Below are 20,354 nucleotides of genomic sequence, written 5' to 3' on the forward strand. Positions count from 1 at the left end.
AAATTATACAATTTTCACATCTTAAAATGTTGTTTTCTAGGATTTTTGCACATGAAAATCAAATATTTATCGCATATATTGCGCTTTTCGCCTAAAACCCACAAATAGTGATATAAATCATGTATTTTGAAAGCCATATGATATAGTTTTACTTTTAACAATCAAAACAAATAACCATGTACCAACCTATACTTTTAGATGCCAAATGGAATAACGGTGTCTTTATGATCGTCATTTTTGCTGTCGTTTGTATTGCCTTAGTAGGCATCGTCGTTAATTTAATGAAGAATGATAAAAAGAAAAGTGATTCAGAAACCACGGAATAAACTCCTTTAATTCATTTTTTGAATGAAATTTACTGGGGAGCCTAATCATTTCAAAAGTGGTTGAGCTCCCACTAGTACTTCCCTTTCTTGTTTTAGCTCCTGACTAAATTTAAATGTTTTTCCCATTCTGCATTTCTGAAAAATCCTTTGGGTTAAATACTTTTTGATATTCTAAAAAGACCGTTTCATTTCAAAGTTGAACTCATTTTCAGAGGTTTTTTTAAATTCGAGATCTTGATAAAACTTTTGAGCCTTTGTATTGATCTTAAAAACCTGTAATCGAATATTTTTCTTTTCTGAAATGGATTTTTGAATCATACGTTGCATGACTTCTGTTCCAATTCCTAAATTTTGAAAGGTTTGATCGATCAACAAATTCTCTATATAAAACTCCTTCTCCTTTTCAGATAAAACCATAAATCCAACGATTTGCTCTTCAAATTCAATTAAGTTTGTTTTTGAGGGCTTGAATTTTTTTTTGTGAATCTTTCGCTGATGCACCTCATCCCAATCCCATAATTTTTCAAGATAAGGCTTGAGGGAAGTGCAAAAGATCTTATAAGTAATTTCAAGATCAGATGCTTTTGCTTGGATCAAATGAACTGCTGTTTTCAAGACGTTTTTAATGGATTGTGAGCTCGCAAATATAATTAAATCTATGGATCCAAAATTTCAATTGATCCTTGCTGTTAATTTGTTATGCTGGCGCACGTAACCAAGAATGGACACAAATAGAACTTTTGCGTTTTCAAAAAAATATCATAATAACGTATTAAAATTATCATAATGTGGACATAAACGTTCCGATTAAAATCAAAATCCATTATCTTTAATAAAAATCACATTATCTTAATAAAAATCAAACGACATGAAAAAACAACAAGGAACAGGGCTTTTGGCCTTATTAGGAATTGGAGCTGGTGTTTATGCCTGGTGGAAATATAAAAACCTATCTCCAGAAAAGAAAGAACAACTTCACGCCAAAGTGAATGATGTTGGTCAAAAAGTAAAAGACACTTATAATGACGTCGAATCAACAGTCAAGTCTAAATATGACGACTTTAAAAGTGGCGTGCAAAAGGAAGTCAATAATATGAACCAATAGAATCGGAAAATAGAAATCAAAAAAAAATCCCACTAACGTGGGATTTTTTCATAGTGTTAAATAGTTTAATTCTTTGCATATTCAACGCGATGTGTATCGAGGACAATATTTTTAATAGCCACAAGTAATCCGCCTTCTTTTACTGGATGTAGAATATTATCTACACCGTTTTTTTCAAGTCTTTTACGACAGAAGTCCGTAAGACGAGGATCATTATCAAAAAGAAATTCATTGCCAGCATACTCCATCTGATTAGGTTCTTTGATGGTTAAGTTAATAGCTTTTAAATCTCTGCTAATTCTGTCTGTTCCTGGTATAAATGTATAAAATGTGTATTGCCCTTCAGCATTAGTTTTTACCCATCCTCTGTGATGCACATAACGTTTTTTCAAATGCGTCATGACCTCATAATTCCCATTGTCATCAGGTTGACTGATAAAAAGAATCACATCTTTTGCAGGCGTAAAACCGTCACTTAAAAAAACAGTTCCCGTAATTTTTATTGGATTTTCTTTTGATGCGAAATCAGGAATGGAATCGGTATCACTTAATGGGTGTGAATAATCATAAATTGCATTGCGTTTCTTATAATCGCCTGGTAGATTTTCAGCTGATTCTTGAGCACTTAACGTACTGAAATTGCTTAAAAAAAACGTAATTGACAGAAGGTAAACTACTTTTTTCATGTGACGAACAATTATTAATTACCTCAAAACTAATCAATTGCCATCTTTCTGAACAAAAAAACATATAAACGCTTGAATTAAACGATGAAAGGTAGGACGATTATACGAACGTCAAGTTTCATCGGCAAAAGGAATTGCAAATCAAGAGAATTTGATCGTTTCCAAGTCCACATTTCCTCCAGAAAGAATAATTCCTACCTGCTTTCCCTTAAAATATTCCTTTTCCTTTAATACGGCTGCGAAACCTACAGCACTTGAAGGTTCCACCACAATTTTAAGTCGTTCCCACAATATCTTCATCGCCTTAATAATCTCCTGTTCTTCCACACAAATAATATGATCGACATGCTTTTGTAGGATTGGAAAATTGATATCTCCTAACTGGGTTCTTAATCCGTCAGCAACAGTATCTGCTGAATCATTCGTTTCAATCTGACCGCTTTTCAAAGATCGAAAAGCATCATCAGCCACTTGAGGTTCTGCGCCAATAACTAAACAGTGGTTGCCAAAATAATGAGCCGCTAAAGCCGTACCGGCAAGTAAACCGCCACCGCCTACTGGACTAAGGATAACATCCAAATCAGGGTGCACTTCAAGTAGCTCCATTGCCGCGGTAGCATTTCCCAAAATAACATCTAAGTCGTTGGAAGGATGGATAAATGTTGCCCCTTTTTCATCAACAATTTGCTGTGCTGCTTGTTCGCGCGCTGCGATGTTAGGCTCACAATCCGTAACGATGCCACCATAAGCTAAAACGGCTTCTTTTTTTACTTTTGGCGCATTATTGGGCATGACGATATAGGCGGTAACACCCAAATTTTTCGCCGCTAAAGATAATGCTTGCGCAAAATTTCCTGAGGAATGTGTGACCACACCTTGCTCCTGCTGCTCTTTGGAAAGTTGCATGATGGCGTTGGTTGCTCCACGCATTTTGAAAGCGCCCATTTTCTGGAAGTTCTCACATTTAAAAAACAATTTACTTCCGGACATTACGTCCAGTAATGAAGATGTAAAAATTGAGGTGTTGTGAATGTAAGGTGAAACTCGTTCTCTGGTTTCTAAAAGCACTTGTTTATCCATATCAAATCAAAAATTAAAGGTATTTTAAATCTATCTACCAAACCTGGAGAAAATGACCAATTTCCTTTTGGTGCTGATAAAATAGACGCCGGTTAGCAAAACAATCGCCGCAATAATGGATTGGGTCGTAATCTCTTCGTTCAAAAAGTACCAGCCTAACAACAATGCAATTATAGGATTGACATAGGTTGAAGTTGCCACCTTATCTGGCGATACCTTTTTTAAAAGAAAATTAAACGAAGTGAAGGCCACTATACTTCCGAAAATAACTAAGAGCACCATGGACACTTGTACTTTTTGGCTCCATTCACTTGGAAAACTCCAAACTTCCCCAAAAATCAAACTTCCCAATAGCAGCATCAATCCTCCAATAAGCATCTGATACCCCGTATTCACAAAATAGTTAGAAGGTAAATCGGCCTTTCCAACAAACAAACTGCCCGAAGCCCAACTTACCATACAAAAGAAAATCATGATCATGCCAATAATAGAATCTTCTTGACTGACCACTTCCTTTTGACTGACCAGTAAAAATATTCCTATAACGCCTAAAATAACGCCCAACACCGACATGGCCTCAATTTTTTTACCTTGAAAAATACGCATTAGAATCAAAACTACTAAGGGCTGTGAAGAGATCTCCAACGCCGCAAATCCACTATCGACGTATTTTAGTGCCCAAACCACCACGCCATTGCCAATAGTCAAAAATAAAAATCCAGCAATAGCCGTATTGACAAGCTGTCGTTTTGTGATGGCTAAAGATTTACCCATCAGTTTGACAATTATAAAAATGAGGATACCCGCTGTCATAAATCGCATGGAAGCCAGCATAAAGGGAGGCAATTCAGATACCGCAATTTTATTCAGCAAATAGGTAGAACCCCAGATGACATAAATAGAAAAGAAGGCAAGTATAATTAAGATCGTATTTTTTGAATTGCTCATGGGTTATTTTACTGGTCTTGTAATGGAAAAAGGAATCTACAAAAATAAGAAAAGAGGCATCGTAACGCCTCTTATAATCTTGTTATTTTGCTCAAGGATATTTAGCCCTTTAAAGAGGCCATATCAATCACAAATCGGTATTTGACATCGGAATCAATGACACGCTCATAGGCTTTATTGATATCAAACATATCAATGAGTTCAATATCTGAAACGATATTATGTTCGCCACAGAAATCCAACATTTCTTGAGTTTCTTTGATGCCACCAATCAAGGAGCCAGCGATTCGCTTGCGTCCACCAATGAGGCCGCCACCATGAAATGGTTTTAGTGGCTCAACAGCGCCTACAAGCACCATGGTCGCATCACGTTTTAACAACGCAATATACGGATCCATCTCATGCCCTACCGGAATGGTATTTAAGATAAAATCAAAACTGTTTTTATGCTTTTTCATGTCGTCTTCATTTTTTGAAATCAGGACTTCATGCGCACCAAGAGCTTTCGCATCTTGAGCTTTATCTGGCGAGGTGGTAATCATGACCACGTGTGCACCGAGGGCATGCGCAAACTTCACACCCATATGCCCAAGACCACCCAAGCCAATAACACCTACCTTGTCTCCTTTTTTAACCTTCCAATGACGTAAAGGCGACCACGTGGTAATTCCTGCGCACAACAAAGGCGCTGCCCCTTTTGGATCAATATTTTTAGGAATGCTTAAAACAAATTCTTTGTTAACCACTATAGATGTCGAATATCCGCCAAAGGTATGTCCGCCCAAATGCTTTTCCTTCCCATTATAAGTGCCCACCATGCCTTTTTCGCAAAACTGTTCCAAATCTTCTTTACAGGATGCACATTCCTGGCAAGAATCGACCATGCAGCCAACCCCTACCAAATCGCCTTTTTTAAACTTCTTCACATTTTTCCCAACTTCGATCACGTGACCAACAATTTCATGTCCTGGCACCACGGGATATTTTGAGTTTTTCCAATCATTTCTGACCGTGTGAATATCACTGTGGCAAACGCCGCAATAGGTAATATCAATTTTGACATCATCATTGCCACAAGCTCTGCGCTCAATGCTCATGGGTTTCAAATGTGCTTTGGCATCTTCCGCGCCATAGGCTTTTATAGTTGTACTCATAAATTTTTTGTTTTTATATTCGTTGTTTGAAATGAGAAAAAAGAATTAAGAATTAAGAATTAAGAAGAAATTTAAAATTTTGAATCGACTGCACAATGAACATCGGCTGATTTCAATGATTTATTTTAATTCTATGAACGTCATTCAACGCTGGCTTTCATAACAGAATACTAAGAACCCTTATATCATCAAAAGGCTATCCGTCATAGGAATCAGTCCGAGTGAGAACTTCAAAAATCAAAAATCATCAATCGTTAATCTTAAATGCTTCTAAACTTCCTTATTAAACAAACCTGATATTGTGCAGCAAGTTTACCTCTATGTTCTATTCTCTAAGTTCTATTTTCTTATTTTAACTCTCAAAAGTTGTGGTCAATGAAATATCCGCATTCAATAATTTTGATACCGGACAATTTTCTTTTGCTTTAGTAGCAATGTCTTTAAATTTACTCTCACTCATTCCAGGCACCTTTCCTTTTAGCACTAATTCAATTTTCGGAATGCTGCCATCCTCGAAATAGACTTTCGCGGTAGTATCTAGGCTTTGTGCAGTAAATCCTTCTTCAACTAAAAAGAAACTTAACTGCATGGTAAAACATCCGGCATGTGCGGCTCCAATTAATTCTTCAGGATTTGTTCCAACGGCATCCTCAAAACGTGTTTTATAAGCGTAAGGCGAGTTTTTTAATACGCCACTTTCTGTCGTTAATGCACCTTTCCCGTCTTTCCCGCCACCTTCCCAGTGGGCTTTTGCTGTTCTATCAAATTTCATAATTATCAATTTTAGTATTAATTGTTCTTTTAAACTTTTGAAGTGCTGGAACTATTCCAACATCACCATTTGAATTCTGTTATATGTTTGGATTGTAATTTTAAGTTATTGTTTCATAAGTCGTATATCCCTCTTTTCCTAAGGTATAAAACGTGTCGGCATCCCATTTTGAAATGGGTATGTGCTCTCTAAAACGGCCTACCAAGTCTGGATTGGAAATATAAAGTTTAGCGAAAGAAACCAAATCGGCATAACCATCCGCAATGATCTTATTACCTGAATTTTCATTAAATCCGCCATTGATCATCAAGGTGCCCTTGTATTTTGGACGATAGCGTTTTGCTATGTGTGGCTCGGCAAACGCTACTTTGGAAACATCATTAAATGGTTCAGATAAATGAATATAAGCCAAATCATAGTCATTACTCAGTTTTTCTATGATATAATCAAATGTCGGAATCGTATCTTTATCTAAGGTCATTCCATAAAGATTGTGGAGCGACGGATTAAAACGTGCCCCAATTCTGTTCTGCGGAATAACTTGTTTAATGGCTTCTAAAGTGTCGAAGAACAAACGCGCTCTATTTTCAATGCTACCACCATAATGATCTTTTCGATGATTGCTGGTGCCATTAAAAAACTGATGAAACAAGTAGCCGTTGGAAGAATGAATTTCAACGCCATCAAATCCAGCTTCCACAGCGTTTTTAGCAGCCTTCTGAAAATCGGCAATCGTCATTTTAATATCCTCCAAGGTCATTTCTTTTGGTGTTACTGTGTCTTTAAACCCCTCAGGAGTGAATGATTTTGCATTCGGATTTATAGCCGAAGGCGCCACAGGTAAATCGCCATTATGAAAATCAGGATGTGATATACGTCCTACATGCCAGAGTTGGATAAAAATCCTCCCGCCAGCATCATGCACTGATTTTGTCACTTTCCCCCAACCTTTTACTTGCTCCTGAGAATAGATGCCTGGCGTATGGATATAACCAACGGCCTGTTTTGAAACCTGCGAGCCTTCGGTAATGATTAATCCTGCAGTGGCTCTTTGAGTGTAGTAAAGCACATGGAGATCTTCTGTTGGTGCACGCGCCACGTTCCCAGCACGACTCCGTGTCATTGGCGCCATGACTATCCTGTTGGGTAAGTGCAGATCGCCCATGGTATACGGTTGTAATAAAGCTTGTTTTGACATATGCTCAGGTGTTAAGAAGAAAGGTTTAACTAGCGGACTAAAATTCAGAATCCAGCCATTGCCATCCGTGAAATTTCAGTATTTGCAAAGCGGCGTGAGTTTCAAAATTAGAGGAATAAATAATTGAAAGTTACTTCTTCCCAATTTAATATGAACCCATTTAAATAAATAGTGGTCCTTGCTAGGAAATGCCTTTTCTTATTTGAATTAACATTTATTTCAAACAGGTCAAGAGCGGAATCTAATTGAAAGTAATTTTGATTTAATAATTCGGATATTGATGATAAGGCTTTGAATGTTAATTTAAGAGACTGATCATTAGGTCAAAGTAACTTTTGTTCGACTAAAAACATGGTCTCACAAACAACTTTCAAATGTTAAAATAATCTAAAAACTCAAGTAACAAGAGTCTAGATCCGCGTTATAAGCGTAAGTATGTTAAACCAATAATCTAATATTATGAAAAAAATTTCAATTGTAATCGTTACCGCTATACTCATTACATCATGTGTATCAAAAAAGAAATATGTTGCTTTAGAGCACGAAAACGGTCAAATTAAAAGTGAACTTACCAAAACAAGAGTTGAAAAAGAAGACCTTGAAAATAAGTTTGCAGCCATTCAATCGAGAGTTGATAGCTACAATCAAAAAATCAATTCTCTTACCAAAGAAAATGACGCCATGTTGGTCAACGTTGACAATATTGCAGTGATTTCTAACGATACTAAAAAAGCAATGCGTAAAACCTTGCAAAATGTTGATCAATCAAAACTTGCTGAAGCTAAGACTTTAAAGGATTCAATGAATCTTGCATTGTCTTATAACCTAACCAAGTCCTTGGACAACAGCAATCTTAACGAAAATGATGACATTTCAATTGACATCAATGAAACTGTGGTTATGATCTCAATTTCTGACAAAATGTTGTTCAACACTGCTAGTTATAAAGTAAGCCCGAAAGCGAATGACATTTTAAAAAAATTGGCCGATGTGATCAATTCTGAGCCAAGTGTTGAAGTTATGGTAGAAGGTCATACAGATTCTAGAAGCATCAGTACAAGTAAAATTGCAGATAACTGGGATTTAAGCGTCATGCGTGCGACTTCAGTAGTTAGAAAATTACAAAAAGATTACGGCGTTGCTCCTGAAAAAATGATTGCTTCAGGTAGAAGCTCTTACAAGCCTCTTGCTGAAAACGATAACAATGAAAACAGAGCAAAAAACAGAAGAACACGTATCGTGATCCTTCCAAACTTAGATAAATTCTTTGCATTAATGGATTCAAACCAATAGCATTTGAATTTAATTAATTAATCCGAAAAAGGACTGTTAGAAATAACGGTCTTTTTCTATTTTAAATGCTTTTTGCATATAAAAAAAAACTAATTTCGTTTCACATAATCTATCGAAAACCATCGTGAAAAAGCACAGCAGCTTACCTAAAAACTTCTTATTTATTTCCCGTTGGGGAGAAATTCTTGACCTAGCCTACGCGATAAAAAACGAAGGCAATGATGTTAAATTATATATAGCGGACAAGGACTCGAAAGAGATTGGCGATGGCTTTGTACAAAAAGTCAAAGATTGGAAAAAACATATCGATTGGGCTGATATTCTTATTTTCGATTACACGGGTTATGGTGAAGAGTGTGAGCAATTAAGAGCCGCAGGCAAAATTGTATTTGGAGGAAGCACCTATACCGACCTTCTTGAATTGGATCGAAATTTCGGTCAGAACGAGCTCAAAAAACATAAAATAAAGACCTTACCTTTTAAAGAGTTTTTGAGCTTCCAGGATGCCATTACGTATGTGGAAAAAAATCCAGACGCCTATGTCATTAAACCTTGTGGGGAAACGCAAGAACTCAAGCAACTCTTGTTTGTAGGAAGTGATGATGAAGGCTTGGATGTTATTCGTGTGTTAAAGGCTTATGACAAATCATGGGGCGATGATTTCGGCAATTTTCAATTGCAGAAAAAAGTGAAAGGTGTTGAAATTTCAGTCTCTGCATTTTTTAATGGAAAGGAATTTTTAAAACCCATCAATGTCACGTTCGAACATAAAAAATTATTCCCAAAGGAATTAGGCGTATCTACTGGCGAAATGGGCTCCAGTATGTTTTGGGTCAATCGATCCCCCATTTTTGATGCTACTTTGAAAAAATTTGAGCAAACCTTGATTAAGCACAATTTCCTGGGCCATATTGATATCAATTGTATTGTCAATGGCAACGGGATTTATCCCTTGGAGTTTACCTCGCGTTTTGGCTATCCCCAAGTTTTTATTCAGCGCGCTGGTATTACAGGACCAATTGGCGAAATGCTGTACAAAGTGGCTTCTGGCCAAACCTTTGATATCAGCACAAAAAAGGGTTTTCAAGTAGGCGCTTTTATTGTCGTCCCTCCGTTTCCTTATGAAGACAAAAAGACCTTTGAATTATTTTCAAAAGATGCCGTCGTAGTCTTTAAGAAAGATATGAAAGAAGGTATCCATCCCATGCATCTCAAAAAAGTGAATGACGAATGGTTGATTACCGGAAATATAGGCATCGCACTTTTGGTTACAGGAACGGGAATTACCATGAAAGATGCGCAAAAAATGATGAACAATAGAATAGGTAGTGTCATTGTGAACAATTGTTATTACAGAACTGATATTGGCGACAGATGGCTTGAGGATTCAGACCGCTTATGGTCTTGGGGATTATTATAACCATTTATGGAAGACTTTATTTTCAGAGAATTAACCGATGATCCACAGGCCTTTTTTGAGATGCTTCCTCAGGATTGGCAGGATGAGATTGTTCCTTTTTGGGACGATTATAAAGCTGAATCCAAAATTTATATCCTTGAAAAACATTTAGCCATTATTGGTGGTGGTATCGTTTTTTACAAGTCGCCTCCTCATTTTGAGTATTTTGAAAGCGAAGCCAGCTCCTTTTTCAATAAGGGCTATTTGTATCTAGGATTTATTTGGATTACAGAAGACCAGCGCAATAAGAACTTAGGAAGTGTTTGGCTGCAGCAACTCAAAACACAAAATCCTAATCAAAAATATTTCTTGCTGACTGAAGAGGATTATCTCCAACATTTTTACGAGAAAAACGACTTTTATCGTATCAAACAAGTTCAAAATCAAGAGCATCAAGAATGGTTGTACTTAACCAAAAGCCATCCCAACTAAAGTAATCCTGATTTTAAATCGTATGCTTTCTAAACTTATAAAAAATCAAGATTGCTTTTACTCGGCACTACATTTCATAAGTTTTTCAAGCAAGAGCTTTCCTTTAAAAATTTCGATAAAAATTCGTTAATATAGGATATCATGGGTATTTTTGCATAAAAATTTAGAATTCATGTTTACTCTATTAAGAAGTTTCAAAGCTGTTGCCATTTTAGAAGGCATTTCCTACTTGGTCCTGTTTGCCAACATGTTATTTATCAAACCTTTCAATCCAGAAGTTTACCAAACCCTACTTTACCCAATTGGTATGAGCCACGGTTTACTATTTATAGCCTACGTGCTCCTAGCGTTACTGGTCGGATCCAAATTAAAATGGTCGTTTAAAACTCTAGGTATTGTGTTGTTGGCGTCGTTGCTTCCTTTTGCTACATTTTTTATTGAGAAGAGATATTTAAGCACCACAGCATAAGGTCTGAATACGGCACTACTTTCAAGATTGCTTTGTCAAGTTAGGTCTTTCTGAGCCCTGGGCAATATTCTTGAATATGCTGGTGCTGTTTTTCATTTTGTATGTCAATTTGTTGTTTCATATGCCATTGCTCGAAAAGTATTAGGGCGACTGTTCAATAGATTTTCATCAATCACAAAACATAATTTGTCGATTTTTTAATCGCTCATAACACCGCTTCGGAACATCGCCCATTTGGTTCCTTTATTACTGAGCATTACGTTGTTTCGATTTGGTCGTATAAAAAGATCCATATTTATCAGTTCAAAAAGTTTCCATTATCTTACGGATGATAAGATTGAAAATTTAAAAAAAATCCAAACCAAAACTACCTATCTCGAGGGTAAACAACAAGAACCAAAGCTTATAATACGGCTAACAATATTGATAAAAGGATCTTGATACTCGGACGTAACCTGACTAACTTAGGTGTTTTTAGAAAAAATATCCAAATTTATATTGGGGCCATTCGGGCATTAATAAAGACATCACGATTATGGGCCGACAATTGGTACAAACTACACAATGCATTCCATTGGATATCTATGCTTTCAGCAGCAATAAACGTTGGGTGAATTATGAATATATCATGTCTGATTTCTTTGATCATCTCCTTTAGTCCATTAGCTATTTTATTTGGAACTTTTTGAATTGACACCAACCATTTTTGATGCTTCCAAAAATTAAGTCATAAAAAAAGCAGCCTTATTATTATAAATAAGACTGCCGAAATTATCTTGAAATAGCAAGTTATTAATTACCTGCTTTTTCCTTTGCTTCTTTTTTCATTTGGTCATTAGCAATAATAGCTAACTCCACACGTCTATTTTTTGCTCTTCCTTCAACGGTTGAGTTATCATATTTAGGCTGATTTGGGCCGTACCAGTTGGTGGTAAAACGACCAGATGAAATGCCCTGCCCAGATAAATAAGACGTTACTGCTTGCGCACGTTGTTTAGAAAGTGTCATGTTAAAATCAGCTGGACCTGTACTATCTGTATGACCTTCCACTAAGATATTAGTATCTGGATATTCTTTAAAAATACCTGCTAATTTAGCTAGCGTTGAAGCAGAGGCACTGTTGATATTGTATTTATTGGTAGCAAAGTACACCCCACTACTTTCATCAAAAACAACATTTATTCCTTCTCCAACACGCTCCACTTGGGCTCCTGGGATTACTTCCTCAATACGTTCAGCCTGTCTGTCCATGCGGTCGCCAATATAATTACCAGCAACTCCACCTACAACAGCTCCAATAATAGCGCCTAAGGCTGAATTATTTTTACTTCCAACGTTATTGCCTATAATGCCACCGATTACGGCGCCACCACCAGCACCGATAACGGTTCCTTTTTGTTTGTTGTTAGCATTTCTTGTGGCATCGCAACTCACTAATGCACATACCATAAATAATAGAGCTATTGTTTTTATCGTGTTTTTCATAATTCAAGTTTTATAAAGTTGTTCTTGTAAAGTTTAAGTTGATATTAAAGGGTTTGCCTTCAAATTGAATAGTTTGGGTGATTTGCATGGTGTTATCATTCAAGTATCTCAAATTCATTCGGAATCCTGTATTTTTATCGAGATCCTTTTTCTTTGCATCTGTAAATTTCATGGTAAAATCAAAATTACCTGAATTTTTACCCATTTCATTTGCCGCCCATCTAAAGTTTCTTACGCCAGTTGAACAGTCAGAATTTGTAATATTATAGGTGCCGGTGCTGTTATTGGACCTAAAAAACCATTGGCTATCTGTAAAACAGGATGCTGTGGCATCATTAAATAATTGTGTGTTAAATTTCCCTTGTGCGTCATAAGTTACAGAATTGAGTACCCAATTGCCGTCAACTGTTTTTCTTGCAGATTTTTCAACCTTTGAGAGTGAGCAGGATACAAATAGCGTGGCTATAAGTAGTATTATTCCTAATTTTTTCATTGTGATAAGTGTTAAATTGGTTTATACAAAGATACGATTCTTACTACAGAATGGTTGTTAACGGTTTCCCATAATTTGTAAGAAATTATAAATTAAAAGTTATTATTTTAGTCTATCTTTAACATACTCAATGGTTGTTTTTCCATGTGCTGCGGCTTTCCGTCCTCTCCTAAATTGACCATAATAATATTATCCACCGTTAGAATAGTCTCTCGAGTCATCATATTTCGTGCTTCACACTTGAGAATCAATGAGGTGTGTCCAAACTTGACAACTTCCATTCCTATTTCAATAATGTCACCTTGTTTGGCTGAGCTCATAAAGTTGATTTCAGAAATATATTTGGTAACAATCTTTGAGTTTTCGACTTGTATTACAGTATATAAAGCCGCTTCTTCGTCGATCCAAGCTAAAAGTCGGCCTCCAAATAATGTTCCGTTTGGATTTAAATCTTCCGGTTTCACCCATTTTCGGGTATGAAATCTCATCATAAATTTTGTTTTTTTAAGTTGGTTAAAATAATTCAGGAGCGTAATCTTTGTTCGGAATTTTCAAATCCGTTTTCAATTCCGCATTTAGTTTTTTTATAAAATAGGACGCCAATAGTGGTGATTCCATTTCAATATTTTGATGCACAAAGAAATTAATTTCCTTAATTCCTTGTTGCTGCCATTCTTTAAGACGCTCGACCCATTGGTCTAATCTGTTATAATCGCTCTCATGGTTAGCGCCAACAAATCTTATAAATCCAGTACCATTGGTTAAGCGCATGTGCATTAAATCCCGTCTTCCAGCGGTATCCACAATGACGTTTGAAATGTTATGGGATTCCAATAAATCATATAACCTTTCCGCTATAACCATATCATTATACCAATCCGTATGGCGAAACTCAATGGCGAGTGGGATATCTATTGGCCATGCTTTTACGAAAGCTTCCACTTTATCCAAATCCTTGGGCGCAAAATTAATGTGCATTTGCAGGAATATCGTTCCTAATTTTTCTTTGAGCTGAACGGCATTGTTCAGGTAATCATCCACTACCTTTTCCACCGCATGCAACCGTTTCCAATGACTAATTTCCTGAAATAGTTTCGGGAAAAACTTGAATCCAGGAGGTGTTTTTTCATACCAAGTATTAAATGTATCTGGCGAAAAAATACGGTAAAAAGTAGCATTGAGTTCTATGGCATTAAACTGTTGGGAATAATAAGTCAATTCATCTTTAGTTCCCTTTGGATAAAAGCCTTTTAAATCAGCCTTGCTCCATTTGGCGCAACCGACGTAAACTTCTATTTGATTGTTGTTTTTATAATGACTCAAAACACCTGCAGTATCCTGATGGTCAAGCGGTAGCGTAAAGTCGATTTCCTGAGGATTATCAACACTTCCAAATTTCATAATCTTAAGTTTTGAACTTGAAATCAAAGGTACTTCAATCCCATCAAAATTCATTTATAAAAGAATTCAAACCTTCGATAAAGACATCAACAAAACGCATTTGTTGATAAAAAAGTTAACAACATCTCTTCGGATTGCCTTATAAGAAATTCATTATGCTTAATTTTAAGAAAATATGACGCTATGAAAACTAGAACCCATGTTTTGCTTCGCATCAGACCTGCACTCTCTAACGCAAGAATATACGATGCCATGAGTAGTGAAGAGCGTTTTCAAAACACCATTTTACGTCCCATATTGATGCTTCAAAATGACCTTCTGATTGAAGTTTTTAAAAATTATATTGCAAAGCATAAAAATGTCTTTTATGGGCTATCTTTGCCGAAACAATTGGACTATATAGAAAACGTTATCCATAAGGATATGAAGTTCAGAAACTCAATTAAAGGAATGATCATTGGTCAATTTACCGTTGAGGAGTACGTTATTTATATTGAATATTTATCGGCCTTAAACAAGCGCATGATGAATCTGGTGAGAGAACGTTTTATTAGTCATATCCAACTATTTGAGCCACACATGGCAAAAGTTATATGAAAATAAAAAGTGATGTTTTGCAAGCTTGTTATGACTACGCCAATAAGCGCATTGCCAACTATAAAAATGAAATCGAAACCATTAAAGAATCCATCGAAAGCAATGACAAAAGCGGCGATGATGATGACGATTCTGGAAATGGAAAACTCTTTAATGATCTAGAGAAAAACTCGCAACATCTCACAGATGCCCAAAAAATGTTGGATAGCTTAAAAGCAATCAGTCCGAAAATGGTTTCTGAAACCATAGTATTGGGGAGTTTGGTAAAAACAACCTCAAATAACTTTTTCATCTCTATTAGTGCTGGGAAGATTGACCTCGATGAGATGAGTGTTTTTGCCATTTCATTAGGCTCTCCGATTGGCTTGCTTCTTAAAAACAAAACCAAAGGAGATCAGGTGGAGTTTAACGGCAACACCTTTACCATTACCGAAGTTATATAAGCGGTTCGCCATTAATATTGGTCGTCAATACGCTGCTCATATAATTAAAATAAGGCCTGACCGCTTTATACGATGTGTTGACCTCTTCTAAAAAATTTGGCGAGGCTACTTGTTGATCGGAATACTTTCTCGTAAATACAAACTGCTTTTTGCGGATTAAATCAATGGCTTTGTGTTCCTTATCAAAGCCTTTTGGAGCTGTTTTTAACTCATCGCCCGCAAATTCGCCCCAAATGGTTTTGAATTTTTTCTCATTAATGATGGAACGAATCTCATCATCATACATTTCAAATTCTTTTCTGATTCTCAATAAATCGTCTTTGGAAGGATCCCAAAATCCAACCGCAATGAACGATTCATTATTGGGCTGGATGTGCAAATAATAACCACCTCTCAACTCGGGTTTCCTTCTGCTGAAAGAGCCACTAAAATGAGTTTTATAAGGCGCTTTGTTTTTTGAAAAGCGGACGTCTCTATATATTCGAAACATCTTTACGCGATCCACATCATCATGCACTTTCAAAGCATCAAACACCGTGTTGAAGCACTTTTTAGCCTCCGCTTCAAGTTCTTTAAATTCACTTTTATGGTCGTTGAACCAATCTCTATCATTATTTTCTTTCAGCAGTTTGAGAAATTCCAATAAGTCATTGGAGAATGCATTTGTTTCGGGCATATTCATGTGTTTTTTCAAGTTTTAAAGGTACAAAAAAGCTCAGCAGACTCGCGTATATCATTAGGAAGGATAAGGCGATGAAATGCACTTAAAAAGAGTTTCGACTCCTAATAACGTCCGGAGGTTCGTTTAGTCCAAGCATCGAGCATCCAGCTCGATTTTTCTAAATCTCTGATGTATGACCCCATTAAATCATTGGTGCCTTCATCTTTGGCGGCAACGGCCTTTTCGATAACTTTTGACAATTGTCTTAGAATGATTTTATGGTCATTTAAAAGCTCCGTAATCATCTCAATGTCCGATTGCATTGGAGAAACTTCCTTAAGAGAGGATATCTTTAGATAATCTTCCAAATTGCTCATTGGATGAAAGCGCAACGTTAGAATGCGTTCGGCAATGTCATCAATTTTGACACGCGCATCGTTATAAAGGTCTTCAAATTTAACATGAAGGTCAAAAAAGTTTTTCCCCAATATATTCCAATGGAAATTTCTTAGTTTTTGATAATAAATATGATAATCAGCCAATAGTGTATTGAGTTCAATAACTATTGGAAGTAGTTTTTCGTCTTTAATATTTAAGTAGCTCATGGTCGTATATTTTAAGAATTCTTCACTGATATCCTTTTAATATACGTTTAAATTAAAAAGCTTAGGATCTGGTTAACAGATTTTAACGTGATTTAAATTTTATTAACGTAAATCATGTTAAAGCCATTTCTTTCTTTTAAAATAAATTAACATCATCAAAAAGATGAAAACCATGATACCCATAAGGATGAAATAACTGTGTTTATAATGTAATTCTGGCATGTTGTCAAAATTCATCCCATAAATCCCGGCAATGAAGGTTAAGGGTATAAAAACCGTGGCAATAATGGTCAGCAGTTTCATGACTTCATTCATTTTATTGCTGATGATGCTCATATACATATCCAACAAACCCCAAACCATTTCCCGATACATTTCAATACTTTCATTGACCTGTACGATATGATCGTATAAATCCCTTAAAAAATTGTGTGTTTTTTCGTCAATAATATGATGTTCCATTTTATCAAGATGGCTAATAACCTCCCGTAATGGAAATACTGAGCGTCTAATCTTCAAGACTTCACGTTTTAGACTTTGGATGGTTGTCGCTGTTTCGTTATTATCAGAATTACCCTCAAAAACCCGGTCTTCAATGTCTTCAATTTTATCTCCGAAGGCCTCAATAACGGTTATATAGTGATCGACTACAGCATCAATAATGGCATACATCAAGTAATCAGGTCCCAAACTACGTACGCGACCTTTTCCAGAATAAATACGCGCTCTCAAATCATTAAAAACATCGCCATCAGCTTCCTGAAAAGTCAATAGATAATCTTCTCCCACAACCATACTGACTTGTTCATAAACAAGCTCTTCATTTTTTAAATAGAGCATCTTTAGAATAACAAACAAATAATCCTCAAATTCATCGATTTTAGGACGGTGCGTGGTATTTACAATATCCTCTAAAGTCAAAGGATGTAAACCATAATTATTGCCTAATTTCTCAATTTCTGAAGTATTATTCAGTCCGTTGATATTAATCCAGGTGACATGCTGAGTGCCCTTAAAATGTAAAGCTTCCTCTACATTTTGAGTTTCTATGGTAGTGTAAGCCTCTTTGTTATAATTAATAATATCAATAGCAGTTACGGCATTTTGCTTTTTACCTCTATAGTAAACTGAACCGGGGGAACGGTTAACAGTTTGGTAAGATTTTTTTTTCTTTTTAGATTTCATTTGTGAATGCGAGTGGTCAAGATGGGTTTAAAAGTAGAAAAACTTTTCCTTATAGTATAGCTCAATTTATGAATATAAAATTACTATCGATTTAAGCGCTGCCAGACTTAAAAATCATTTATATTTGAATAATTGAATTTAGGCTTGCTTTTTGATATTATTTTGTCTAATATGCAAGTTAATTTTTTACAAACAGTTAATTAAAATGGGAAGACCACCTACAAGACCGATCAAATTTAGAGACGGCTTCTATATAGAAATAAGAAATAAAGGAAAAACTACTGGAATTAAAATCCATAGAGACACTAAGGAACACATGATGCGTACTATTAAAGAGTATGAATTGACAAAGGAAGTGATCATTTTGGGTGAATCTAAAAACGGAAAATGGGTAAATAAAAACCCTATACTTCATGTGGTCGAAGAAGAATAAAACCTCCTTTTCATCAACCTTCTTAAAAAATATTACTACTTCTAAATAAAAAATTCATAAATTGTTGTGTTTTTAATTAAAAACCAATGATTTATGAATTTTTCTTCTTCAAATAATCCTCCAGTTTATTTTTGGGTCACTGGCCTTACTGCATTGGTTTGGAATATATTTGCTGTTTACAGCTATGTCCTGCAGGATTATTCAAACTCAGGGCAATTTAATGAACTTTCTGACGCTGATCAAATCTTAGCAGATGATTTTCCAGCGTGGTATATTTCTGCATTTGCCATTGCTGTGTTTGCAGGATTGTTGGGCGCTATTTTCTTATTATTTCCTAAACGTTGGGCATACTATGTTTTCATCATCGCTCTCATTTCTACAGGGATTCAACAGTTTTATGTGTTGACGGTAGTAAATCCGAGAGATATTTTTTTAAGTTTGAGCGCTCTAGTCATTTGTGTTTTCCTTGTTTGGTTTTCAAGGCTGGCAATAGGAAGAGAGTGGCTGAATTGATGCTTTTCTTAAAGCTAAAGTTATTCTACGGACTCAAATTCCACCGTATTTAAAATCAATCCAGAAGCAGGTGCAATATAATTCATCACTTCTGTACTTTCTGGCTGGAGGCTTTCAACAATATAATCTAAGGTAATTTGGTTTTTACCTAATTTAACGAGAGTTCCCATCATCGTCCTAATTTGATTATAACCAAAACCTTCTCCCCTGACCGTTAGCAAATACGATTGCTTCGGAAAGAAACTTGCACTGATCATTTCATTTTCTGTCAAATTGCATGAGGCGACCGCTCGTGTATACAATCCGTTTTCTGAAATATTTGAACAGTAGCCTTTAAAATTATGGGTGCCTTCAAAAAGTTTGGCGCCTTTGGTCATTAATTCAATATCCAAGGCATCTCTAAAGGTGGTCATGAGGGAAGCACAAAACGGATGCGATTTTTGACCGTGAGCAAACACGTACACATATTCCTTCATCTTGGCGTCATGAATGACATTAAAACCCTTATCAACTTCCTGCATGGACAATGCTCTAACATCTTGTGGCAAATAATAATTAAACTGCTCCAAAAATGCATCAAAATCCAAAATAGGTTCTTCCATGAATAGCTCGAACGCAGTGTTATTAGCAGAAACCATGGCATCGGTTCTACCTACGGCAAGGGTTTTAAATTTTTTAGTCTTGTCAAAAACGAAGTTTAAAGTTTTATCAATTGCCAAATGCAAGGTTCTGAGATTCGGCTGCTTTTGCCAACCATGATAACGAAACCCCAAATATTGGATTTTTATGAGGTAAAAAAAGTTTTGATTCATGGCGTCAAAGTTATAGACAATATAATCAATTTAAGAATTTGACAGAAAGCATCTTCACATTTATACTAAGTTGAAATTGAAATCGAAATTGAAGTTGAAATTGAAGCTAGGCTGTCAGGAAACAAGGAATACAATTATTTCTTCTCTCGATTCTTAAGAACAGTTTCAATATCGGATAGTTTAAATCCTTTGGCTTGTAGCAACATTAAATAATGAAAGAGCAAATCGGCACTTTCATTTAAAAACAGGTCGTCATTATCGTCCTTAGCTTCAATAACCACTTCAACAGCTTCCTCGCCCACTTTTTGAGCCAGTTTATTGATCCCTTTTGCAAAAAGCGACGCTACATACGAATCTTCTGGTTTTGAATTGGTGCGGCGCTCTTCAATGGTTTGCTCTAATTTGGAAAGAAATCCGAAGTTTGAAATGTTATTTTCATTCCAACAGGTATCTGATCCTTTATGACAGGTTGGACCTTCTGGATGTGCTTGAATCAATAAGGTGTCATTGTCGCAATCTACTTTTAGGTCGACCACATTTAGAAAATTCCCGCTTTCTTCGCCTTTAGTCCATAAACGTTGTTTACTGCGACTGTAAAAAGTCACTTTTCCGATTTCTTGAGTTTTGTTAAAAGCTTCTTCATTCATATAGCCTAACATCAGGACGTTTTTGGTAATTGCATCTTGAATGATGGCAGGAATTAGGTTGTCGGAGTTATATTTTAAGTTCATATGGTTTATTTTTTTACCACGAATTCACGAACGATTTTCTAAATGCAATTCTAATGTGCATCCGAATTTATGC

At 35.9% G+C, this 20,354-nt stretch carries 26 protein-coding genes and 1 pseudogene; 10 read left to right on the forward strand and 17 right to left on the reverse strand.

All coding sequences use genetic code 11. The features are described from left to right. Positions 1-176 precede the first annotated feature (176 nt). The gene (locus ACOH2D_RS08885; RefSeq protein ID WP_348036226.1) at positions 177-326 is read left to right on the forward strand and encodes a hypothetical protein; all 150 of its coding nucleotides are present in this window, start codon (positions 177-179) and stop codon (positions 324-326) included. A gap of 171 nt (positions 327-497) precedes the next feature. Here ACOH2D_RS08885 and ACOH2D_RS08890 read toward each other — a convergent pair whose 3' ends face one another. Then, a complete protein-coding gene (locus tag ACOH2D_RS08890; RefSeq protein WP_449535001.1) occupies positions 498-941 on the reverse strand; it encodes a GNAT family N-acetyltransferase in 444 nt (147 codons plus the stop codon). 253 nt (positions 942-1,194) lie between these two features. Between ACOH2D_RS08890 and ACOH2D_RS08895 the strand changes: the two genes are divergently transcribed. Further along, the gene (locus ACOH2D_RS08895) at positions 1,195-1,431 is read left to right on the forward strand and encodes a YtxH domain-containing protein (protein ID WP_348036224.1); all 237 of its coding nucleotides are present in this window, start codon (positions 1,195-1,197) and stop codon (positions 1,429-1,431) included. Positions 1,432-1,496: 65 nt separating this feature from the next. Here the strand turns inward: ACOH2D_RS08895 and ACOH2D_RS08900 are convergent, their stop codons facing one another. The 6 genes from ACOH2D_RS08900 to ACOH2D_RS08925 form a co-directional block, all read right to left on the reverse strand. Then, positions 1,497-2,117 (reverse strand): hypothetical protein, encoded by a 621-nt coding sequence (locus ACOH2D_RS08900; RefSeq protein WP_348036223.1) that lies wholly within the window; start codon positions 2,115-2,117, stop codon positions 1,497-1,499. Positions 2,118-2,258: 141 nt separating this feature from the next. Beyond that, positions 2,259-3,197 carry a pyridoxal-phosphate dependent enzyme gene (locus tag ACOH2D_RS08905; protein WP_449535002.1) on the reverse strand — a complete coding sequence of 313 codons (939 nt, stop codon included), beginning with the start codon at positions 3,195-3,197 and terminating at the stop codon, positions 2,259-2,261. Between the two features lie 30 nt (positions 3,198-3,227). Next, positions 3,228-4,145, reverse strand: coding sequence for an EamA family transporter (locus ACOH2D_RS08910; RefSeq protein ID WP_348036220.1), 918 nt, complete (start codon positions 4,143-4,145; stop codon positions 3,228-3,230). A gap of 101 nt (positions 4,146-4,246) precedes the next feature. Next, a complete protein-coding gene (locus tag ACOH2D_RS08915; protein ID WP_449535003.1) occupies positions 4,247-5,299 on the reverse strand; it encodes an NAD(P)-dependent alcohol dehydrogenase in 1,053 nt (350 codons plus the stop codon). Between the two features lie 352 nt (positions 5,300-5,651). Continuing rightward, a complete protein-coding gene (locus tag ACOH2D_RS08920; protein WP_348036218.1) occupies positions 5,652-6,071 on the reverse strand; it encodes an OsmC family protein in 420 nt (139 codons plus the stop codon). A 100-nt stretch (positions 6,072-6,171) separates the two neighbouring features. After that, complete coding sequence (locus tag ACOH2D_RS08925; protein WP_449535004.1) at positions 6,172-7,269, reverse strand: alkene reductase; 1,098 nt, start codon at positions 7,267-7,269, stop codon at positions 6,172-6,174. Positions 7,270-7,728: 459 nt separating this feature from the next. On the opposite strand from ACOH2D_RS08925, the gene ACOH2D_RS08930 reads away from it, so the two are divergent. The 4 genes from ACOH2D_RS08930 (at position 7,729) to ACOH2D_RS08945 (ending at position 10,922) form a co-directional block, all read left to right on the forward strand. Then, positions 7,729-8,562 (forward strand): OmpA/MotB family protein, encoded by an 834-nt coding sequence (locus ACOH2D_RS08930; RefSeq protein WP_348036215.1) that lies wholly within the window; start codon positions 7,729-7,731, stop codon positions 8,560-8,562. A 124-nt stretch (positions 8,563-8,686) separates the two neighbouring features. Continuing rightward, positions 8,687-9,982, forward strand: coding sequence for a phosphoribosylamine--glycine ligase (locus ACOH2D_RS08935; RefSeq protein WP_449535005.1), 1,296 nt, complete (start codon positions 8,687-8,689; stop codon positions 9,980-9,982). Positions 9,983-9,988: 6 nt separating this feature from the next. Continuing rightward, positions 9,989-10,453 carry a hypothetical protein gene (locus tag ACOH2D_RS08940; RefSeq protein WP_449535006.1) on the forward strand — a complete coding sequence of 155 codons (465 nt, stop codon included), beginning with the start codon at positions 9,989-9,991 and terminating at the stop codon, positions 10,451-10,453. Between the two features lie 172 nt (positions 10,454-10,625). After that, entirely contained in the window at positions 10,626-10,922 is a 297-nt protein-coding gene (locus ACOH2D_RS08945; RefSeq protein ID WP_348036212.1) for a DUF3817 domain-containing protein, read from the forward strand. A gap of 493 nt (positions 10,923-11,415) precedes the next feature. Here the strand turns inward: ACOH2D_RS08945 and ACOH2D_RS08950 are convergent, their stop codons facing one another. The 5 genes and pseudogenes from ACOH2D_RS08950 to ACOH2D_RS08970 all read right to left on the reverse strand — a co-directional run bounded on the left by ACOH2D_RS08950 (position 11,416) and on the right by ACOH2D_RS08970 (position 14,301). Continuing rightward, positions 11,416-11,619, reverse strand: a complete 204-nt coding sequence (locus ACOH2D_RS08950; RefSeq protein ID WP_449535007.1) for a hypothetical protein — start codon at positions 11,617-11,619, stop codon at positions 11,416-11,418. A gap of 95 nt (positions 11,620-11,714) precedes the next feature. After that, positions 11,715-12,407 carry a YiaD family glycine zipper/OmpA-like lipoprotein gene (locus ACOH2D_RS08955; RefSeq protein WP_348037670.1) on the reverse strand — a complete coding sequence of 231 codons (693 nt, stop codon included), beginning with the start codon at positions 12,405-12,407 and terminating at the stop codon, positions 11,715-11,717. 10 nt (positions 12,408-12,417) lie between these two features. Continuing rightward, the gene (locus ACOH2D_RS08960; RefSeq protein ID WP_348037668.1) at positions 12,418-12,900 is read right to left on the reverse strand and encodes a lipocalin family protein; all 483 of its coding nucleotides are present in this window, start codon (positions 12,898-12,900) and stop codon (positions 12,418-12,420) included. A gap of 102 nt (positions 12,901-13,002) precedes the next feature. Then, positions 13,003-13,388 (reverse strand): annotated as a pseudogene (locus ACOH2D_RS08965) (acyl-CoA thioesterase). Between the two features lie 25 nt (positions 13,389-13,413). Continuing rightward, entirely contained in the window at positions 13,414-14,301 is an 888-nt protein-coding gene (locus tag ACOH2D_RS08970) for a DUF72 domain-containing protein (RefSeq protein WP_449535008.1), read from the reverse strand. 183 nt (positions 14,302-14,484) lie between these two features. Between ACOH2D_RS08970 and ACOH2D_RS08975 the strand changes: the two genes are divergently transcribed. Further along, positions 14,485-14,898 carry a glyoxalase gene (locus tag ACOH2D_RS08975; protein WP_449535009.1) on the forward strand — a complete coding sequence of 138 codons (414 nt, stop codon included), beginning with the start codon at positions 14,485-14,487 and terminating at the stop codon, positions 14,896-14,898. After that, a complete protein-coding gene (locus tag ACOH2D_RS08980) occupies positions 14,895-15,341 on the forward strand; it encodes a transcription elongation factor (protein ID WP_449535010.1) in 447 nt (148 codons plus the stop codon). Before ACOH2D_RS08975 ends, ACOH2D_RS08980 begins: the two co-directional genes overlap by 4 nt. On the opposite strand, the gene ACOH2D_RS08985 is transcribed toward ACOH2D_RS08980, so the two are convergent. The 3 genes from ACOH2D_RS08985 to corA all read right to left on the reverse strand — a co-directional run bounded on the left by ACOH2D_RS08985 (position 15,334) and on the right by corA (position 17,792). Then, entirely contained in the window at positions 15,334-16,017 is a 684-nt protein-coding gene (locus tag ACOH2D_RS08985; protein WP_449535011.1) for a DUF2461 domain-containing protein, read from the reverse strand. The genes ACOH2D_RS08980 and ACOH2D_RS08985 overlap by 8 nt on opposite strands. A 107-nt stretch (positions 16,018-16,124) precedes the next feature. Then, positions 16,125-16,607 carry a Dps family protein gene (locus ACOH2D_RS08990; protein WP_449535012.1) on the reverse strand — a complete coding sequence of 161 codons (483 nt, stop codon included), beginning with the start codon at positions 16,605-16,607 and terminating at the stop codon, positions 16,125-16,127. Positions 16,608-16,724: 117 nt separating this feature from the next. Beyond that, positions 16,725-17,792: a magnesium/cobalt transporter CorA gene (corA, locus tag ACOH2D_RS08995; protein ID WP_348037655.1), complete on the reverse strand. Its 1,068-nt coding sequence runs from the start codon at positions 17,790-17,792 to the stop codon at positions 16,725-16,727. A 205-nt stretch (positions 17,793-17,997) separates the two neighbouring features. On the opposite strand from corA, the gene ACOH2D_RS09000 reads away from it, so the two are divergent. Then, entirely contained in the window at positions 17,998-18,225 is a 228-nt protein-coding gene (locus ACOH2D_RS09000) for a hypothetical protein (protein ID WP_348037653.1), read from the forward strand. Between the two features lie 93 nt (positions 18,226-18,318). Beyond that, on the forward strand, positions 18,319-18,738 hold the full coding sequence (locus ACOH2D_RS09005; RefSeq protein WP_449535013.1) for a hypothetical protein: 420 nt from the start codon (positions 18,319-18,321) through the stop codon (positions 18,736-18,738). Between the two features lie 20 nt (positions 18,739-18,758). On the opposite strand, the gene ACOH2D_RS09010 is transcribed toward ACOH2D_RS09005, so the two are convergent. Together ACOH2D_RS09010 and hisIE are read right to left on the reverse strand one after the other, a co-directional pair. Beyond that, a complete protein-coding gene (locus ACOH2D_RS09010) occupies positions 18,759-19,550 on the reverse strand; it encodes a tRNA pseudouridine synthase A (protein ID WP_348037649.1) in 792 nt (263 codons plus the stop codon). A gap of 134 nt (positions 19,551-19,684) precedes the next feature. Further along, positions 19,685-20,281: a bifunctional phosphoribosyl-AMP cyclohydrolase/phosphoribosyl-ATP diphosphatase HisIE gene (hisIE, locus tag ACOH2D_RS09015; RefSeq protein ID WP_449535014.1), complete on the reverse strand. Its 597-nt coding sequence runs from the start codon at positions 20,279-20,281 to the stop codon at positions 19,685-19,687. Positions 20,282-20,354 lie beyond the last annotated feature (73 nt).

The sequence above is a fragment of the Gelidibacter sp. genome (genome assembly GCF_053579655.1).

What these genes read in the sequence shown, in the direction of transcription:
- ACOH2D_RS08885 (WP_348036226.1), top strand. Translation starts at nt 177, where the DNA reads ATGTACCAACCTATACTTTTAGATGCCAAATGGAATAACGGTGTCTTT.
- ACOH2D_RS08895 (WP_348036224.1), top strand. Translation starts at nt 1,195, where the DNA reads ATGAAAAAACAACAAGGAACAGGGCTTTTGGCCTTATTAGGAATTGGA.
- ACOH2D_RS08900 (WP_348036223.1), bottom strand. Translation starts at nt 2,117, where the DNA reads ATGAAAAAAGTAGTTTACCTTCTGTCAATTACGTTTTTTTTAAGCAAT.
- ACOH2D_RS08905 (WP_449535002.1), bottom strand. Translation starts at nt 3,197, where the DNA reads ATGGATAAACAAGTGCTTTTAGAAACCAGAGAACGAGTTTCACCTTAC.
- ACOH2D_RS08910 (WP_348036220.1), bottom strand. Translation starts at nt 4,145, where the DNA reads ATGAGCAATTCAAAAAATACGATCTTAATTATACTTGCCTTCTTTTCT.
- ACOH2D_RS08915 (WP_449535003.1), bottom strand. Translation starts at nt 5,299, where the DNA reads ATGAGTACAACTATAAAAGCCTATGGCGCGGAAGATGCCAAAGCACAT.
- ACOH2D_RS08920 (WP_348036218.1), bottom strand. Translation starts at nt 6,071, where the DNA reads ATGAAATTTGATAGAACAGCAAAAGCCCACTGGGAAGGTGGCGGGAAA.
- ACOH2D_RS08925 (WP_449535004.1), bottom strand. Translation starts at nt 7,269, where the DNA reads ATGTCAAAACAAGCTTTATTACAACCGTATACCATGGGCGATCTGCAC.
- ACOH2D_RS08930 (WP_348036215.1), top strand. Translation starts at nt 7,729, where the DNA reads ATGAAAAAAATTTCAATTGTAATCGTTACCGCTATACTCATTACATCA.
- ACOH2D_RS08940 (WP_449535006.1), top strand. Translation starts at nt 9,989, where the DNA reads ATGGAAGACTTTATTTTCAGAGAATTAACCGATGATCCACAGGCCTTT.
- ACOH2D_RS08945 (WP_348036212.1), top strand. Translation starts at nt 10,626, where the DNA reads ATGTTTACTCTATTAAGAAGTTTCAAAGCTGTTGCCATTTTAGAAGGC.
- ACOH2D_RS08955 (WP_348037670.1), bottom strand. Translation starts at nt 12,407, where the DNA reads ATGAAAAACACGATAAAAACAATAGCTCTATTATTTATGGTATGTGCA.
- ACOH2D_RS08960 (WP_348037668.1), bottom strand. Translation starts at nt 12,900, where the DNA reads ATGAAAAAATTAGGAATAATACTACTTATAGCCACGCTATTTGTATCC.
- ACOH2D_RS08970 (WP_449535008.1), bottom strand. Translation starts at nt 14,301, where the DNA reads ATGAAATTTGGAAGTGTTGATAATCCTCAGGAAATCGACTTTACGCTA.
- ACOH2D_RS08975 (WP_449535009.1), top strand. Translation starts at nt 14,485, where the DNA reads ATGAAAACTAGAACCCATGTTTTGCTTCGCATCAGACCTGCACTCTCT.
- ACOH2D_RS08980 (WP_449535010.1), top strand. Translation starts at nt 14,895, where the DNA reads ATGAAAATAAAAAGTGATGTTTTGCAAGCTTGTTATGACTACGCCAAT.
- ACOH2D_RS08985 (WP_449535011.1), bottom strand. Translation starts at nt 16,017, where the DNA reads ATGCCCGAAACAAATGCATTCTCCAATGACTTATTGGAATTTCTCAAA.
- ACOH2D_RS08990 (WP_449535012.1), bottom strand. Translation starts at nt 16,607, where the DNA reads ATGAGCTACTTAAATATTAAAGACGAAAAACTACTTCCAATAGTTATT.
- corA (WP_348037655.1), bottom strand. Translation starts at nt 17,792, where the DNA reads ATGAAATCTAAAAAGAAAAAAAAATCTTACCAAACTGTTAACCGTTCC.
- ACOH2D_RS09000 (WP_348037653.1), top strand. Translation starts at nt 17,998, where the DNA reads ATGGGAAGACCACCTACAAGACCGATCAAATTTAGAGACGGCTTCTAT.
- ACOH2D_RS09005 (WP_449535013.1), top strand. Translation starts at nt 18,319, where the DNA reads ATGAATTTTTCTTCTTCAAATAATCCTCCAGTTTATTTTTGGGTCACT.
- ACOH2D_RS09010 (WP_348037649.1), bottom strand. Translation starts at nt 19,550, where the DNA reads ATGAATCAAAACTTTTTTTACCTCATAAAAATCCAATATTTGGGGTTT.
- hisIE (WP_449535014.1), bottom strand. Translation starts at nt 20,281, where the DNA reads ATGAACTTAAAATATAACTCCGACAACCTAATTCCTGCCATCATTCAA.